Annotated in this window: 9 protein-coding genes; 4 read left to right on the top strand and 5 right to left on the bottom strand. The window is 72.9% G+C overall.

Going from position 1 to position 17,632, the window contains the following annotated elements; genetic code table 11:
• The first annotated feature begins 123 nt into the window (after positions 1-123).
• Positions 124-1,149 (top strand): ATP-dependent 6-phosphofructokinase, encoded by a 1,026-nt coding sequence (locus Sfr03f_RS14510; protein WP_108954315.1) that lies wholly within the window; start codon positions 124-126, stop codon positions 1,147-1,149.
• Between the two features lie 93 nt (positions 1,150-1,242).
• On the opposite strand, the gene Sfr03f_RS14505 is transcribed toward Sfr03f_RS14510, so the two are convergent.
• Positions 1,243-1,884 (bottom strand): helix-turn-helix domain-containing protein, encoded by a 642-nt coding sequence (locus Sfr03f_RS14505; RefSeq protein ID WP_245967566.1) that lies wholly within the window; start codon positions 1,882-1,884, stop codon positions 1,243-1,245.
• A 171-nt stretch (positions 1,885-2,055) separates the two neighbouring features.
• On the opposite strand from Sfr03f_RS14505, the gene Sfr03f_RS14500 reads away from it, so the two are divergent.
• Together Sfr03f_RS14500 and Sfr03f_RS14495 are read left to right on the top strand one after the other, a co-directional pair.
• Entirely contained in the window at positions 2,056-3,477 is a 1,422-nt protein-coding gene (locus Sfr03f_RS14500; RefSeq protein ID WP_108954313.1) for a cation:dicarboxylate symporter family transporter, read from the top strand.
• Between the two features lie 239 nt (positions 3,478-3,716).
• Positions 3,717-5,957, top strand: coding sequence for a HelD family protein (locus Sfr03f_RS14495; protein ID WP_108954312.1), 2,241 nt, complete (start codon positions 3,717-3,719; stop codon positions 5,955-5,957).
• Positions 5,958-6,267: 310 nt separating this feature from the next.
• On the opposite strand, the gene glgB is transcribed toward Sfr03f_RS14495, so the two are convergent.
• The 4 genes from glgB to Sfr03f_RS14475 form a co-directional block, all read right to left on the bottom strand.
• A complete protein-coding gene (gene glgB, locus Sfr03f_RS14490; protein WP_245967565.1) occupies positions 6,268-8,625 on the bottom strand; it encodes a 1,4-alpha-glucan branching enzyme in 2,358 nt (785 codons plus the stop codon).
• Between the two features lie 102 nt (positions 8,626-8,727).
• Complete coding sequence (locus Sfr03f_RS14485) at positions 8,728-10,128, bottom strand: maltokinase N-terminal cap-like domain-containing protein (RefSeq protein ID WP_108954310.1); 1,401 nt, start codon at positions 10,126-10,128, stop codon at positions 8,728-8,730.
• A 95-nt stretch (positions 10,129-10,223) separates the two neighbouring features.
• Positions 10,224-11,939 carry a maltose alpha-D-glucosyltransferase gene (treS, locus tag Sfr03f_RS14480; RefSeq protein ID WP_108954309.1) on the bottom strand — a complete coding sequence of 572 codons (1,716 nt, stop codon included), beginning with the start codon at positions 11,937-11,939 and terminating at the stop codon, positions 10,224-10,226.
• Positions 11,936-14,503, bottom strand: a complete 2,568-nt coding sequence (locus Sfr03f_RS14475) for an alpha-1,4-glucan--maltose-1-phosphate maltosyltransferase (protein ID WP_439959678.1) — start codon at positions 14,501-14,503, stop codon at positions 11,936-11,938. Before Sfr03f_RS14475 ends, treS begins: the two co-directional genes overlap by 4 nt.
• A 470-nt stretch (positions 14,504-14,973) precedes the next feature.
• Here Sfr03f_RS14475 and Sfr03f_RS14470 point away from each other — a divergent pair, with 470 nt between their 5' ends.
• Complete coding sequence (locus Sfr03f_RS14470) at positions 14,974-17,598, top strand: glycosyltransferase family 1 protein (protein ID WP_108954308.1); 2,625 nt, start codon at positions 14,974-14,976, stop codon at positions 17,596-17,598.
• The last annotated feature ends 34 nt before the right edge of the window (positions 17,599-17,632 follow it).

The raw sequence follows: 17,632 nt of genomic DNA, 5'->3' as shown, positions 1-17,632 counted from the left end.
CTCCGTGGCACGGACCCGGCCGGTGCCGCTCCCCGCGGGCCCTCGCTCCCCGGCCGGCGCGCGGGTTCCCGCGGGGCGTGGAACAATCGGGGCCCGACGGAAGAGGCGAGACGCGGGAGCGGCATGCGCATCGGGATTCTTACCGCCGGCGGCGACTGCCCCGGCCTCAACGCGGTGATCCGTTCCGTGGTGCACCGCGCCATCTCCCAGTACGACGACGAGGTCATCGGTTTCGAGGACGGCTACGAGGGTCTCCTCGACGGGCGGTACCGCACCCTCGACCTGGACGCCGTCAGCGGCATCCTGGCCCGCGGCGGCACGATACTGGGCTCCTCCCGGCTGCCCCGGGCCCGCCTGCAGGAGGCCTGCCGCGAGGTCCGCGAGACCGCCAACCGGTTCGGCATCGACGTGCTGATCCCGATCGGCGGCGAGGGCACCCTGACGGCCGCCAGCATGCTCGCCGAGGCCGGCATGCCGATCGTCGGCGTGCCGAAGACCATCGACAACGACATCTCCTCCACCGACCGCACCTTCGGCTTCGACACGGCCGTGACGGTCGCGACGGAGGCGATGGACCGGCTGAAGACCACCGCCGAGTCCCACCAGCGGGTGATGGTCGTCGAGGTGATGGGCCGTCACGCGGGCTGGATCGCGCTGGAGTCCGGCATGGCCGCCGGCGCGCACGGCATCTGCCTCCCGGAGCGGCCGTTCGACCCGGCCGACCTGGTCGAGATGGTGCAGGCGCGGTTCGCCCGCGGCAAGAAGTTCGCGGTGATCTGCGTGGCCGAGGGCGCGCACCCGGCCGAGGGCAGCATGGACTACCGCAAGGGCGAGATCGACCAGTACGGCCACGAGCGCTTCCAGGGCATCGGCACCGCCCTCGCCCGCGAGCTCGAGCGGCGGCTGGGCAAGGAGGCCCGACCGGTCATCCTGGGCCACGTCCAGCGCGGCGGCACCCCCACGGCCTACGACCGGGTCCTGGCGACCCGCTTCGGCTGGCACGCGGTGGAGGCGGCGCACCGCGGGGTCTCCGGCATGATGACCTCGCTGCGCGGCACCGAGATCGTGATGGTCCCGCTGGCCGAGGCCACGGCCGAGCTGAAGCACGTGCCCAAGAGCCGTATGGAGGAGGCCGAGTCGGTCTTCTGACCCGCTCGGATTCCGGGTGCGGGGTTCCGGGTGCGGGGTTCCGGGTGCCTGAGCGGCCCGGGCCCGGTCCGTCGCGCCGTCGTGCGCGAGCGGTCAGGGGTTCGCCCTGACCGCCTCCCAGAAGTGGTCCACGGCGTGGGAGGCGAACACCTCCGGGTCGGGGGCCGCGGTGTGCCCGGCGCGCAGCCGGCGCAGGGCGATGTCGACCACGCGGCGGTCCAGACAGGCGGTGCGGGCCACCGCGCGCGCCGGTCCGGCGCCCCGCGAGGTGAATGTCTCGCGCAGGAGCAGTGAGAGTTTCGCGTGTCGCCCGCTGACCGCGACCAGGTCGGCCCGGTCCAGCCGGAACAGCCGGCGCAGCTGCTGGGTCGGCCGGTCGCCGCCGCGCCAGACGTTCTCCTGCTCCATGCGGAGGTAGGCGAGGACGTCCAGGCCGATCGCCGCGGCCACCTCCTCCGGTGTGAACCCGCGGGCCAGGCGGTGTTCGCGCAAGGTGCGCGGCCGGCCCGCGAGGTCGGCGGGCGAGCACCAGAGCATCCCGGCCAGTGCGGCCAACTCTTCCTTGCCGGGCGGGAGTTGCTTCTTCTCCCAGGCGGTGACCAGTTCCGGCGTCACATGGCCCAGGCCGAAGGCGGTGCGCATGCCGTGGGCGACCTCCTCGGGGCCGAGCCCGAGGGCGGTGCGGATGCGGTGCGCGGCGGCGGCGTCGAAGGCCGGGGAGGGGGATCTGTGCACGATGCAGACGCTAGGGCGGCGGGTTCCCGCTCACCACCGCTTGCTCACATCTGATTACTTCACGTGAAAATCTGACGACTCCGGTGCCGTCGGAAAGCCGTCCGGCAGCTGAATGCCATGTGCAAGCATCGTCGGACGCTTTTTCCGACACGGCTGCCAAGGAGGCCATCCATGACCGGTGCGACCATCCCGGGTCAAGCGGGACCCGACGCCGGACCTCGGCGGGACCGCACGCATTTCCTCTATCTCGCGGTCGTGGTGGCCGTGGTCCTCGGCATCGTCCTGGGCCTGACAGCTCCCGGCGTCGCCAAGGAACTCAAGCCGATAGGCACCGCGTTCGTCGGACTCATCAAGATGATGATCTCGCCGATCATCTTCTGCACCATCGTGCTCGGCATCGGTTCGGTGCGGAAGGCGGCCAAGGTCGGCAAGGTGGGCGGCCTCGCCATCGGCTACTTCGTGACGATGTCCTTCGTCGCGCTGGCCATCGGTCTGGTCGTCGGCAACGTCGTCCATCCGGGCGGCGCGGTGGAGCTCACCGAGGCCGCCAAGGGCGTCGGCCAGGAGCAGGCCGCGGCCGGCAGCGAGACCACGACGACCGACTTCCTGCTGTCCATCATCCCGACCACGCTGGTCTCCGCCTTCACCGAGGGCGTCGTCCTGCAGACCCTGCTGGTCGCCCTGCTGGCCGGCTTCGCGCTGCAGACCATGGGCCGTTCCGGCGAGCCGATCCTGCGCGGCGTCGAGCACATCCAGCGGCTGGTCTTCCGCATCCTCGCCATGATCATGTGGGCGGCCCCGGTGGGCGCCTTCGGCGCCATCGCGGCCGTGGTCGGGGAGACCGGCGTCGACGCCCTGAAGGCGCTGGCGGCCATCATGATCGGCTTCTACCTCACCTGCGCCCTGTTCGTGCTGGTGGTGCTCGGGGCCCTGGTCCGGATCGTCGCCAAGGTGAACCTGTTCAGCCTGCTGAAGTACCTGGGCCGCGAATTCCTGCTCATCTTCTCGACCTCCTCCTCGGAGTCGGCGCTGCCGCGGCTGATCGCCAAGATGGAGCACCTGGGCGTCAGCCGCCCGGTCGTCGGCATCACCGTGCCGACGGGCTACTCCTTCAACCTCGACGGCACGATGATCTACCTGACCATGGCCTCGCTGTTCATCGCCGAGGCGATGGGCGACCCGATGACGGTCGGCCAGCAGATCACCCTGCTGCTCTTCATGATGGTGGCCTCCAAGGGCGCCGCGGGCGTCACCGGCGCCGGCCTGGCCACGCTGGCCGGCGCGCTCCAGTCGCACAAGCCCGACCTGGTCGACGGCGTCGGCATGATCGTCGGCATCGACCGGTTCATGAGCGAGGCCCGCGCCCTGACGAACTTCGCGGGCAACGCGGTCGCCACGCTGCTGATCGGCACCTGGACCAAGGAGGTCGACAAGGACCGGGTCCGGCGCGTCCTCGCCGGCGAGCTGCCCTTCGACGAGCGCACGCTGCTCGACGGGCACGAGGGCCACGGCGACGGCCACGACGCCTCCGGCGGGCCGGCCGGACCGCCCGCCGCCTCCGCCGGTGACGACAAGACGCTCGCCAGGTCCTGACGTCACGCCCTGACGTCCGGACCCGACACCGCGGCGCACACAGGCGCACGGAAAAACCCCCGGGGAATTGTCTCCGGGGGTTTTCGTCGTCTATCTTTGTTCATTCGCGACTTGTTTCAGAAAGTCACGATAAAGCGTACTGAGCAGAGTATATCCGGGCGGGAGCGGCATTGTCAAACACGGCACATTCACACGACGGCGGGAACGACGGCGGGAACGACGAATTCCACGACCTCGAATTGCGGCGTGAGCAGGAATTCGTCGACGGACTGCACGAGCACGTCGAGACCCTGCGCGCGGACGCGGACCGTGCCGTCAAGGAGGCGCTGGCCCAGGGGGACACCACGCGGCAGGGCCGGCTGGAGCGCGACATCCTGGTCGCCGAGCGCTCCGGGCTGCTCGCCGCCCTGGACGCGGTCGACAGCGCGCTCTGCTTCGGCCGGATCGACCTCACCGGCGGCGCGACCCACCACATCGGCCGGATCGGCATCCGGGCCGACGACGAGGAGCGCACACCGCTGCTGATCGACTGGCGCGCCGAGGTGGCGCGACCGTTCTACCTGGCCACCGGGTACTCCCCGATGGGGCTGCGGCGGCGCCGGCACATCTCGAGCGAGGGCCGCACGGTCACCGCCCTGCACGACGAGATCCTCGACCTGGGCGACACCACCCGCACCGGCCACGAGGACCCCACCGGCGACGCCGTGCTGCTGGCCGCGCTCAACCAGGCCCGCACCGGCCGGATGGGCGACATCGTGCGCACCATCCAGGCCGACCAGGACCGCATCATCCGCGCCCCGCACCAGGGGGTGATGGTGGTCGAGGGCGGGCCCGGCACCGGCAAGACCGCGGTCGCCCTGCACCGTGCCGCCTTCCTGCTCTACGAGCACCGCGAGCTGCTGGCGCGGCGCGCGGTGCTGATCGTCGGCCCGAACCCGGCCTTCCTCGGTTACATCGGCGAGGTGCTGCCTTCGCTGGGTGAGACCGGCGTGCTGCTGGCCACCGTGGGCGAGCTGTTCCCCGGCGTCACGGCGACCGCCGCCGACACCCCGGCCACGGCGGCGGTGAAGGGGCGCGCGGGGATGGCCGAGGTGCTGGAGCGCCTGGTGCGCGACCACGAGCGGCTGCCCGACCCGGTGCTCGCCGTCGAGCACGACCGGCAGGTGGTGATGCTCGACGAGGGCCTGGTGCGGGTCGCCCGGGACCGCGCCCGGTCCACGGGGCTGCCGCACAACCTGGCGCGGGAGTACTTCGAGGGGTACCTGCTGAACACGCTCACCGAGCTGGTCGCCGAGCAGATCGGCACCGACCCCTACGACGGGTCCAACCTGCTGGACGACAGCGACGTCTCGGCGATCCGCGACGAGCTGGCCGACAACCCGGCCGTCTGGGACGCGATCGACGAGCTCTGGCCGGTGCTCACCCCGCGGCAGGTGGTGGCCCGGCTGCTGGCGGAACCGGACGGCTACCTGCCGCCCGAGGACGCGGAGGCGGTGCGGCGGCCGGTGACCACGGAGTGGACGGTCGCCGACGTGCCGCTGCTCGACGAGGCGGCCGAGCTGCTCGGCGAGGACGACCGGGCGGCGCGCGACCGGGCGGCACGCGAGCAGCGGGCCCGCATCGCCTACGCGCAGGGCGTGCTGGACGTCGCCTACGCCTCGCGCACCTACGAGTTCGAGGACAAGGACGACGAGGACGCGGAGGTGCTCGGCGCGCAGGACATCATCGACGCGGAGCGGTTCGCCGAACGGCACGAGGAGGCCGACCACCGCAGCGCGGCGGAGCGGGCGGCGGCGGACCGCACCTGGGCGTTCGGGCACATCATCGTGGACGAGGCGCAGGAGCTGTCGCCGATGGCGTGGCGGCTGCTGATGCGCAGGTCCCCGACGCGGGCGATGACGCTGGTGGGCGACCCCGCGCAGACCGCCGAGGCGGTGGGAGTGGGGTCCTGGAAGGGGATCCTCGCCCCCTACGTCGAGGACCGGTGGGAGCACAGGCGGCTGTCCGTCAACTACCGCACCCCGGCGGAGATCATGGAGGTCGCGGCGGCGGTCGTGCGGGCACGGGCGCCGGAGTTCGAGCCGCCGCGGTCGGTGCGGGAGACCGGGATCCGGCCGTTCGCCGTCGCGGCGGGCGGCCCCGGCGAGCTGCCGGGCGCCGTCGCGTCGGTGGTGGGCGACCTCACCCCCGAGGAGGGGCGCCTCGCGGTCGTCGCGCCGCGGGAGCTGCACGGGGAACTGGGGGATGCGCTCGGCGTTCCGGTCACCGGCGTGCCGGACCTGACCCGGCGGGTCGTGCTGGTGGACCCGCGGGGGGTGAAGGGGCTGGAGTTCGACTCCGTGATCGTGGTCGAGCCGGCCGCCTTCGGCCCGAGCGACCTGTACGTGGCGCTGACCCGCGCGACCCAGCGGCTCGCGGTGGTGCACGCCGCGCCGCTGCCGGACGCGCTGGCGCGGTCGGAGGCGCTCGACCGGGCGTGACGACCACGCCGTGACCGGGGGAGGGGGCGGGGCGGCGCGGCCTGGCGCCGCGCTCCCCGCCCCCGTCCACCACCACGGGGCAGGCCGGTGGGGGCGCTGACGGCCGGCCGGACCTCCCGCCTGGCCGCCCACCGCGCCGAACTGGCCGCCGCCGCGCGGCCGGCGAGGACCCCGGCGGGCACCTCGGCGGGCTGACGGAACACCCACCGGGCCCGGACGGCGCAGTGGCCGCCCCGGGAACGGCGCGGGGTCCCGTACCGTCACCGTGCGGTACGGGACCCCGCCCGCGCTCAGTGGGTCCGGGCCGTGCTCACGCCGGGGTCAGCCACACCGTGGACAGCGGCGGCAGCGTGAGGCGGAGGCTCGCGGCCATGCCGTGCCAGGGCTGGGGCTCCGGCTTCAGCGGGCCGGACCCGCACGCCCCGGACCCCCCGTACCGCTCCGCGTCCGTGTTGAGGACCTCCGCCCAGGCGGGGACGTCGTCCGGGACGCCCACCCGGAAGTCCTCCCGCACCACGGGGGAGAAGTTGCACACCGCCAGCAGCGGCGATCCCTCGGCGTCGTACCGCAGGAACGCCAGCACGTTGTCCCCGGCCCCGTCCGCCAGCACCCACCGGAACCCGTCCGGCGAGACGTCCCGCTGCCACAGCGCCGGCGTCCGCCGGTACACCGCGTTGAGGTCGGCCACCAGGTCCCGCACCCCCCGGTGGTCGGCCGCGGCCCCGTACGACGGGTCGAGCAGCCACCAGTCCGGGCCGTGCGCCTCCGACCACTCCGCGCCCTGCGCGAACTCCTGCCCCATGAACAGCAGCTGCTTCCCGGGGTGGGCCCACATGAAGCCCAGGTACGCCCGCAGATCGGCCCGCTGCCGCCACCAGTCGCCCGGCATCTTCGACACCAGCGAGCGCTTGCCGTGCACCACCTCGTCGTGCGAGATCGGCAGCACGTAGTTCTCGCTGTACGCGTACACCATGGAGAAGGTGATCCGGTCGTGGTGGTACGCCCGGTGCACCGGGTCGTGCGCCATGTACTCCAGCGAGTCGTGCATCCAGCCCATGTTCCACTTCAGGCCGAAGCCGAGGCCGCCGAAGCCGGACGGGCCGACGTGGTGGGTGGCGCGGGTGACGCCGTCCCAGGCGGTGGACTCCTCGGCTATGGTCACCATCCCCGGGACCCGGCGGTAGACGGTGGCGTTCATCTCCTGCAGGAAGGCCACCGCGTCCAGGTTCTCCCGGCCGCCGTGCTCGTTGGGCGTCCACTGCCCGTCCTCGCGGCTGTAGTCCAGGTAGAGCATGGAGGCGACGGCGTCCACCCGCAGGCCGTCCATGTGGAACTCCTCGCACCAGTACACGGCGTTGGCGATTAGGAAGTTGCGCACCTCGCGCCGCCCGAGGTCGAACTCCAGCGTCCCCCAGTCGGGGTGGGCGGCCCGCTGCGGGTCCGGGTGCTCGTACAGGGGGCGGCCGTCGAACTCCGCCAGCGCCCAGGCGTCGCGCGGGAAGTGCGCGGGCACCCAGTCCATGATCACGCCGATGCCGGCCCGGTGCAGGCTGTCGACCAGGTACTTGAAGTCGTCCGGGGTGCCCATCCGGGCCGTCGGCGCGTAGAAGCCGGTGACCTGGTACCCCCAGGAGCCGCCGAACGGGTGCTCGGCGACCGGCATCAGCTCGACGTGCGTGAACCCCAGCTCCGCGACGTACGCCGGCAGCTGCTCGGCGAGCTGCCGGTAGCCCAGTCCCGGCCGCCAGGAGGGCAGGTGCACCTCGTAGACGGAGAACGGCGCCTCGTGGGCGGGGACCTCGCCGCGCCGCGCGAGCCACTCCTGGTCGCCCCACTCGTAGTCGGAGGAGGTGATCACGGAGGCGGTCGCGGGCGGGCACTCGGTGCGGCGGGCCATCGGGTCGGCGCGCAGCGTGCGGCTGCCGTCGGGGCGGGTGATCTCGAACTTGTAGAGCTCGCCCTCGCCGACCGCGGGCACGAACAGCTCCCAGACACCCGTGGCGCCCAACGAGCGCAACGGGAAGCCGGCGCCGTCCCAGAAGTTGAAGGTGCCGGTCACCCGCACCCCGCGGGCGTTGGGCGCCCACACGGTGAAACGGGTGCCGGTGACGCCCTGGTGGGTCATGGGGTGGGCGCCTAGCGCCTTCCACAGCTCCTCGTGGCGGCCCTCACCGATCAGGTGGAGGTCCAGGTCGCCGAGTGCGGGCAGGAAGCGGTAGGCGTCCTCGGTCTCGTGCGTGCCCCCCTCGTAGCCGACCAGCAGCCGGTAGGCGGGCACGCCCTGCTCGGCGGAGAGCGGGAGGCGGCCGGAGAAGAACCCGTCGCCGTCGTCGTGGAGTTCGGCCCGCAGCCCCTCGGCGACCACGGTGACCGAGCGGGCGTGCGGGCGCAGGGCGCGGATCACCGTGCCGCCGTCGGCCGGGTGGGCGCCGAGCACGCCGTGCGGGTCGTGGTGGCTCCCGGCCAGCAGCCGCTCGCGGTCCTCCGGCGGACACGGCGCGGGGACCACCTCGGGCGGCGCGGACCGCGGCGCGGCGGTGGGCGGCGGACCGTCGGCCCGGTCGTGGGGGGTCCGCTGCTGCGGTGGCCTGGCGGCCGGTGTCCTGCGAAGGGCGGCCGCCCGCTCCCGGCCGGAGGTCGGACGGGTGGACGGTTGGCTGGGCTGCACCACAGGGGGCCTCCTCGGGGGGAACACACGTCGGTCCGGCGTGTGGGGCGGTACGGGATCAGGGCGGCGCGGGGGCGGCGGGCCGGGGCCGCGGCCGGGGGCTCACGGGACCGGTCCCGCGGCCCCGGCGGCCAGGCGCTGTATCGCGGCCAGCGGCACCCGCAGCCAGTCCGGCCGGTGCCGGGCCTCGTAGACCACCTCGTAGACGGCCTTCTCGGTCTCGCAGGCCCGCAGCATCACCGGGTCGGTGCGCGGGTCGCTGCCGGACACCTCCGCGTACCCGGTGCAGAACGCGGACCGGCAGGCGTCCGCCCACCCCGGCGGCCAGGGACGCCCGGAGTGCGCCGCGTAGTCGAAGGAGCGGAGCATCCCGGCGACGTCCCGGACCGCCGGCTGCTCCAGGCGCCGCTCGGCCAGCGGGCGGGACGGCTCGCCCTCGAAGTCGATCAGCGACCACTCGCCGTCCGGGGTGCGCAGGCACTGGCCGAGGTGCAGGTCGCCGTGGACCCGCTGGGCGGTCCAGGTGCGCCCCTCCGAGGCCAGGTCCGCCAGCGCCGTGTACGCGGAACGCAGACCGTCCGCGTACGGGAGCAGGGCGGGCACCGCGTGGACCGCGGCGTCCAGCCGTTCGCACATCCCCTCGACCATCTGCGCGAGCTGGGCCCGGCCCAGGGTGACGGTGGGCAGGGCGCGGGCCAGCGAGAGGTGCACCTCGGCGGTGGCGCGTCCCAGGGCGCGGGCCTCGCCGGTGAAGTCCCGGTCCTCGGCCAGCCGGGCCAGCGCCAGCTGCCAGCCGTCGTCGGCGCCGCGCAGGAACGGCTGCAGGACCGCCAGCACGTACGGTTCCGGCTCGCCCGGCAACCGGGCGGTCAGCCAGCCGGCCGGCGCGGGCACCCGGGCGCAGCCCTCGCGGGCGAGTGCCAGCGGCAGCTCCAGGTCGGGATTGACGCCGGGGGTGACCCGGCGCAGCAGCTTGAGGATCAACGATTCGCCGTAGACCACCGAGGAGTTGGACTGCTCCGAGGTGACCAGCCGCGGCGCCGCGTCCAGAGGTAACGGTTTGTCACCCTCGCGTTCGAAGCGCAACCCGCCGACCCGGGCACGGCTGCGCAGCGCCTCCAGCAGCAGGCCGGTGGCGCGCGGGTCGTGCAGCGCGTCGTAGACCGTGACACCGGCGAACGGCCCGTGGTGCAGGCGCCCGATCAGGGCGGGGGCCAGGTGGGGCGGCAGGGTGCGGCGGACACCGAGGAGCAACTGGTAGCAGTCGCCGGGATGTCGTCCCGCGCGGACCAGCAGGTGCAGCAGCCCGGGCTGGTTGCCCGCGGCGGGCAGCGGCACCAGCTCGGTCTCGGCCACCACGGTCAGGTGGGAGAGCGCGTTGCCCTTCCCGGCGAACCAGCGGCGGCGGGGCAGCCACTCGAGCAGCAGCGGCTCCAGGAAGGCCGAGAGGTCCTGCGCGGGCAGGGTGGAGCGGGCGGGGGCGTACGGCGAGGCTTCCGACATGGCGGCGCGTCCTTTCCCCTTCGGGACGGGGGAGCGGGTGTTTTCGCGTGCCCGTCGCGAGGCGGCCGAAACCGCCTCGCGACGGAACTGGCCGGTTACGCCGGGCCCTTGTCGGCCGGGTCCTCGCGGAGCCGGAACCAGTAGAAGCCGTGGCCCGCCAGGGTCAGCAGGTACGGCAGCTCGCCGACGGCCGGGAAGCGGACCCCGCCGATGAGCTCCACGGGGTGCCGGCCGGTGAACTCCCGCAGGTCCAGCTCGGTGGGCTGGGCGAAGCGGGAGAAGTTGTGCACGCACAGCACCGTGTCGTCCTCGTACTCGCGCAGGAACGCGAGCACCGCCGGGTTGGAGGACGGGAGTTCGGTGTACGCGCCCAGCCCGAACGCCGGGTTCTGCTTGCGGATCTCGATCATCCGGCGGGTCCAGTGCAGCAGCGACGACGGCGACGCCATCGAGGCTTCCACGTTGGTGACCTGGTAGCCGAAGACCGGGTCCATGATGGTCGGCAGGTACAGCCGGCCGGGGTCGCAGGAGGAGAAGCCCGCGTTGCGGTCGGGGGTCCACTGCATGGGGGTGCGCACGCCGTCGCGGTCGCCGAGCCAGATGTTGTCGCCCATGCCGATCTCGTCGCCGTAGTACAGGACCGGCGACCCCGGCAGGGAGAGCAGCAGGGCGGTGAAGAGCTCGATCTGGTTGCGGTCGTTGTCGAGGAGCGGCGCGAGACGGCGGCGGATGCCGATGTTGGCCCGCATCCGCGGGTCCTTGGCGTACTCCGCGTACATGTAGTCGCGTTCCTCGTCGGTGACCATCTCCAGGGTCAGCTCGTCGTGGTTGCGCAGGAAGATCCCCCACTGGCAGTTCTGCGGGATCGCCGGCGTCTTCGCGAGGACCTCGGACACGGGGTACCGGGACTCACGCCGCACGGCCATGAAGATGCGCGGCATGACGGGGAAGTGGAAGGCCATGTGGCACTCGTCGCCGCCGGAGGCGAAGTCGCCGAAGTAGTCGACCACGTCCTCCGGCCACTGGTTGGCCTCCGCCAGCAGCACGGTGTCCGGGTAGTGCGCGTCGATCTCCTTGCGCACCCGCTTCAGGAACTGGTGCGTGGCCGGCAGGTTCTCGCAGTTGGTGCCCTCCTGCTGGTACAGGTAGGGCACCGCGTCGAGCCGGAACCCGTCGATGCCCAGGTCCAGCCAGAACCGCAGCGCGGAGACGATCTCCTCCTGCACGGCCGGGTTCTCGTAGTTGAGGTCCGGCTGGTGGGAGAAGAACCGGTGCCAGTAGTACTGCTTGCGCACCGGGTCGAAGGTCCAGTTGGACGTCTCGGTGTCGACGAAGATGATCCGGGCGTCCTGGTACTGCTTGTCGTCGTCGGCCCAGACGTAGTAGTCGCCGTAGGGGCCGTCGGGGTCCTTGCGGGACTCCTGGAACCACGGGTGCTGGTCGCTGGTGTGGTTCATGACGAAGTCGATGATCACGCGCATGCCGCGCTGGTGCGCGGCGTCGACGAACTCCACGAAGTCGGCCAGGTCACCGAACTCGGGCAGCACCGAGGTGTAGTCGGAGACGTCGTACCCGCCGTCGCGCAGCGGCGACTTGAAGAACGGCGGGAGCCACAGGCAGTCCACGCCGAGCCACTGCAGGTAGTCGAGTTTGGCGGTGATGCCCTTGAGGTCGCCGACGCCGTCGCCGTTGGAGTCCTGGAAGGAGCGGACCAGGACCTCGTAGAAGACGGCGCGCTTGAACCAGTCGGGATCCCGGTCACGGGCGGGGGTGTCCTCGAACTTGTCCGGGACGGGCTCGTTGACGATCATGTGGTGGGTGACCCTCCGATCTGCGGTGAGGACGGTCGCAGGACCCCGTCGCCACCGGCGCCGACGGTCAGCACATGTGCTCCCCCGGGTCCGAGGCGTACATAGGCGGCCCTGCCCCAGTGATAGGTCTCGCCGGTGAGCTCGTCGCGCACCGGTACCGACTCGTGCCAGTCCAGGCCGAGTTGCGGCATGTCCAACGACACCGTGGCCTCCTGGGTGTGGTGCGGGTCCAGGTTGGCCACCACCAGAACCGTGTTCGAGCCGTGCCGCTTGGAGTAGACGATCACTTCGTCCTTGTCGGCGTGGTGGAAACGCAGGTTGCGCAGGTGGCGCAGGGCGGGGCTGGCGCGGCGGATCTCGTTCAGCCGGGTCAGCAGGGGCGCGATGGTGCGGCCCTCCCGTTCGGCGGCCTCCCAGTCGCGGGGCCGCAGCTGGTACTTCTCCGAGTCCAGGTACTCCTCGCTGCCCTCGCGCACCGGGGTGTTCTCGCAGAGCTCGTAGCCCGCGTAGACGCCCCAGGCGGGGGAGAGGGTGGCCGCCAGGACCGCGCGGACCTCGAAGGCCGGCCGCCCGCCCCGCTGCAGGTAGGCGTGCAGGATGTCGGGGGTGTTCACGAACAGGTTCGGGCGCAGGTACGGCGCCGTCTCCCCGCTCAGCTCCGTGAGGTAGTCGGTGAGCTCCTCCTTGGTGTTGCGCCAGGTGAAGTAGGTGTAGGACTGCTGGAACCCGGTCTGGGCGAGGACGCGCATCATGGCGGGGCGGGTGAAGGCCTCGGCCAGGAAGACGACGTCGGGGTCGGTGCCGTTGATCTCGCCGATGACCTTCTCCCAGAACACCACCGGCTTGGTGTGCGGGTTGTCGACGCGGAAGATCCGCACCCCGTGGTCCATCCAGAACCGCAGGACGCGGACGGTCTCCTGGACCAGGCCGGGCATGTCCTGGTCGAAGGCGATCGGGTAGATGTCCTGGTACTTCTTCGGCGGGTTCTCCGCGTAGGCGATCGACCCGTCGGGGCGGTGGTGGAACCACTGCGGGTGCTTCTCCACCCACGGGTGGTCCGGGGAGCACTGCAGCGCGAAGTCCAGCGCGATCTCCAGCCCCAGCTCCGACGCCCTCGCCACGAACGCGTCGAAGTCCTCGATCGTCCCCAGGTCCGGGTGGACCGCGTCGTGCCCGCCCTCCTGCGACCCGATCGCCCACGGCACGCCGACGTCCCACTCGTGCGCGGAGAGGGTGTTGTTGGGGCCCTTGCGGTGGGTGCGGCCGATGGGGTGGATCGGCGGGAGGTAGACCACGTCGAAGCCCATCGCGGCGACGGCCGGCAACCGCTCCGCGGCCGTGCGGAAGGTGCCGCTGACCGGCGGCCCGTCCTGCGGCACCACGGCGCCCTCGGAACGCGGGAAGAACTCGTACCAGGACCCGTACAGCGCCCGCTCCCGCTCCACCAGCAGCGGCAGCGGGTCGGAGGCGGTGACCAGTTCGCGCAGCGGGTGGCGGTCCAGTGCCGCGGTCACCTCGGGAGTGAGGGCGGCCGCCAGACGGGAGGCCACCGGGCGCTCCTCGTCGCGCAGCGCGTCCACCGCGGCCAGCACGGCCTCGCGGTCCGGACCCTCGGGGACGCCCCCGGCGGCCCGCTCGTGCAGGCGCGCGCCCTCCTCCAACACCAGGTGGGTGTCGATGCCGGCCGGGACCTTGATGCGGGCGGCGTGCCGCCAGGTGCCCACCGGGTCGCTCCACGTCTCGACGAGGAAGCTCCAGCGGCCGGTGCGGTCCGGGGTGACGACGGCGGCCCACAGGTCGGTGCCGGGAGCGACCTCGCGCATCGGCGTCCACGGGCCGGGCCCGCCGTCCGGGTCGATCAGCACCACGTTGGCGGCGACGGCGTCGTGCCCCTCGCGGAACACCGTCGCGGTGACCTCGAAGCTCTCGCCGACCACCGCCTTCGCGGGACGCCGGCCGTCGGCCACGCGGGGACGGACGTCCTCCACGGGTATGCGCCCCACGGTCGCCGCGGGGGCGAGGGGGCGCGGGGGCCGGGCGGGGGTCCGGCGGGAGGGGGACGTCCTCTCCGGCGACGGTGCCTTCCTGGAGGACCTGCCCGGCGACTTGCCGGGCGACTTGCCGGGCGTCCTGCCCTGGGGCTGGGCGGAGGCCTTGGCGAGGCCCTTCCGCGAGCCCTTCACGTCCTTGCCGTCCTTGCCGTTCTTGCTGTCCTTGCCGTTCTTGCTGTTCATCAGGTTCCGGGTCGAGTCCGAGGGTTCGTCCGCGGCGGGCTTGCCGCCGCCGGGGCCGGCGAGGCGGTCCCCGGTCCCCGGTGGCCGGGGATGCGGGGCGCCGTCCTCACCGGGATGGGCGGCGGCCCGGCCCTCCGCCGTGCCGTCCCCGGTGGGACCGTGCTGCGGGGCGGGATCCTCCGGTGGGGTCGCGCCCCCGGAGCGCGGGGGTGGGGTGTGCGCCGGAGCGGCGCCGTCGGACGCCGGGGCGTCGCGTGGTGGCTGCGGCCGAGGGCGGGCTGCGGCGTCCGGCTCCTGCGGACGGGCCGTCGGACGAGATGTGGCGGGCATGACCACTCCTCCGCGTCAACGTGGGTGGGCGGATGGGGAGATGCGGGGTGGGGGCGGGTGAGGCTTCGCGGGTCGGGGGGCAACGGGCCGAACGGGTGGGGCGGGAGGACGGGAAGGCGGTCCCCACCGGAACCGCCGGAAGGGGGTACCGGGGGAGCCTTCCCACCCTCTTCGGGTGAGCAATCCGGCGCTTTGTTAACTACTCATGCGTATCCGGGAGCACAAGACCGGTCCCGTACCCGATCGCTACGATCCGGACTTGTACATCCATCGACGTATTCCCCCCTGAGCGGCGGGTATTTCACCCGCCCGCGCCGCGTGTCGTGCGCCGTATGCCCCGGCGGCACGCCGGTGAACCCGCACGCCGTGGTTGATCCGTCCGTACGCGGATACCGTCAGGGGTGACGACGGGGACGCATTCGTGCGGATGTGTCCCCCATATTCTCCGCACGCCCAGCCGAGGTGGAAACGTGAAGGCGATCCGTCGATTCACCGTCCGTCCCGTCCTCCCCCAACCCCTGCGGCCACTCAGTGATCTGGCGCGGAACCTGCGCTGGTCCTGGCACGCCGAGACCCGCGACCTCTTCCGGTCCGTGGACCCCGAACGCTGGGCGGCCTGCGGCGACGATCCGGTGCGATTGCTGGGCAGCGTCCCGCCCGCCCGGCTCGCCGAGCTGGCCCAGGACGGAGAGTTCCTGGCCCGGTTGTCCGCGGCCGCCGAGAACCTCGCCGAGTACACCGGCGGTCCCCGCTGGTACCAGGAGCAGTCCGGCCCGCTGCCCTCGGCGGTGGCCTACTTCTCGCCGGAGTTCGGCATCACCGCGGCCCTGCCGCAGTACTCCGGCGGCCTGGGCATCCTGGCCGGCGACCACCTGAAGGCCGCCAGCGACCTGGGTGTCCCGCTGATCGGGGTGGGACTGCTCTACCGGCACGGCTACTTCCGGCAGTCGCTCTCCCGCGACGGCTGGCAGCAGGAGCACTACCCGGTCCTCGACCCGCACGAGCTGCCGCTCACCCCGCTCTCCCGGCCCGACGGATCCACCGCCCACGTCTCGCTCGCCCTGCCCGGCGGCACGTCGCTGCGGGCGCGGATCTGGCTCGCCCAGGTCGGACGGGTGCCGCTGCTCCTGCTCGACTCCGACGTCGAGGACAACGGCGCCGGCGAACGGGGCGTCACCGACCGTCTCTACGGCGGCGGCAGCGAGCACCGGCTGCTGCAGGAGATGCTCCTGGGCATAGGAGGTGTCCGGGCGGTGCGCGTGTACTGCGAGCTCACCGGCCACCCCGAACCCGAGGTGTTCCACACCAACGAGGGCCACGCCGGCTTCCTCGGCCTGGAGCGCATCCACGAACTGGTCAGCCAGGGACTGGACTTCGACTCCGCGCTGGAGTCGGTGCGGGCCGGCACGGTCTTCACCACCCACACCCCCGTCCCGGCCGGCATCGACCGGTTCGACCGCAACCTGGTCGCCCGGCAGTTCGGGCAGGACGCCGAGCTGCCCCGCGTCGACGTCGACCGGGTGCTGCGGCTCGGCGCGGAGACCTACCCGGGCGGTGACCCCGGCGTCTTCAACATGGCGGTGATGGGCCTGCGCCTGGCCCAGCGGGCCAACGGCGTCTCCCTGCTGCACGGCAAGGTCAGCCGCGAGATGTTCGCCGGACTCTGGCCGGGATTCGACCCCGAGGAGGTGCCGATCACCTCCGTCACCAACGGCGTCCACGCGCCGACCTGGGTGGCGCCCGAGGTGCTCAGGATGGCCGGGCGCGGCGTCGGCGAGCAGCGGGCCGAGGAGGCGCTGAGCGTCGGCGGCTCCGAGCGGTGGGACGCCGTCGCCGACGTCCGCGACGACGAGATCTGGCAGCTGCGCCGTTCCCTGCGGGCCCAGTTGGTCGACGAGGTCAGGCGGCGGCTGCGCGACTCCTGGCGTCAGCGCGGCGCCGGCGACGCCGAGCTCGGCTGGATCGACGGGGTCCTCGACCCGGACGTCCTGACCATCGGCTTCGCCCGCCGGGTGCCGTCGTACAAGCGGCTCACCCTGATGCTGCGCGACCACGACCGGCTGCGCTCGCTGCTGCTCCACCCGGAGCGGCCGGTGCAGCTGGTGGTCGCGGGCAAGGCCCATCCGGCCGACGAGAGCGGCAAACGGCTGATCCAGGAGCTGGTGCGGTTCGCCGACGACCCGCGGGTGCGGCACCGGATCGTCTTCCTGCCCGACTACGGCATGGGCATGGCGCAGAAGCTCTACCCGGGCTGCGACATCTGGCTGAACAACCCGCTGCGGCCGCTCGAGGCGTGCGGCACCAGCGGCATGAAGGCCGCGCTCAACGGCTGCCTCAACCTGTCGGTCCTCGACGGCTGGTGGGACGAGTGGTACCAGAGCGACTTCGGGTGGGCGATCCCCACCGCGGACGGGACCGGCACCGGACCGGAGCGGCGCGACGACCTGGAGGCCGCGGCCCTGTACGACCTGCTGGAGCGGCGGGTCACCCCGCGGTTCTACGAGAAGGCCGGCGACAGCGGTCTGCCGGACCGCTGGATCGAGATGGTCCGCCGCACCCTCACCCACCTGGGGCCCAAGGTGCTGGCGGGCCGGATGGTGCGGGAGTACGTCGAGCGGCTCTACGCCCCGGCCGCCCGCTCCCACCGGGCGATGGACGCGGACGCGGCCCGCGAGCTCGCCGAGTGGAAGGCGCGGGTGCGCGGCGGCTGGCCGGGTGTGCGGGTCGGCCACGTGGAGACCTCGTCCGCGACGGCCACCGCCGAGCTGGGCGCCACGCTCACCCTGCGGGTCCGGGTCGCGCTGGGCGGGCTCTCCCCGGAGGACGTCGAGGTGCAGGCGGCGGCGGGCCGGGTCGACGCCGAGGACCGGCTCACCGCCCCGACGACCGTCCCGCTCAAGCCGGCGTCCAACGGGCCCGACACGGAGGGGAACTGGGTGTACGAGGGCCCGCTCACCCTGGACCGCACGGGGCCGTTCGGCTACACGGTGCGGGTGCTGCCCGCGCATCGGCTGCTCGCCTCGGGTGCGGAGCTCGGGCTGGTCGCGCTGCCCTCCGAGGACCTGGTGGAGGCGGCCGGGCTGCTCATGCGCTGACGGGCCCCCGCGCGGCGCCTCCCGGCGCCGCGCG

It is taken from the genome of Streptomyces fragilis, from assembly GCF_003112515.1.
Lineage (GTDB): Bacteria > Actinomycetota > Actinomycetes > Streptomycetales > Streptomycetaceae > Streptomyces > Streptomyces fragilis.
The sequence above is the reverse complement of the archived record's forward strand: the minus strand, read 5'-3'. Positions and strand labels throughout refer to the sequence as shown.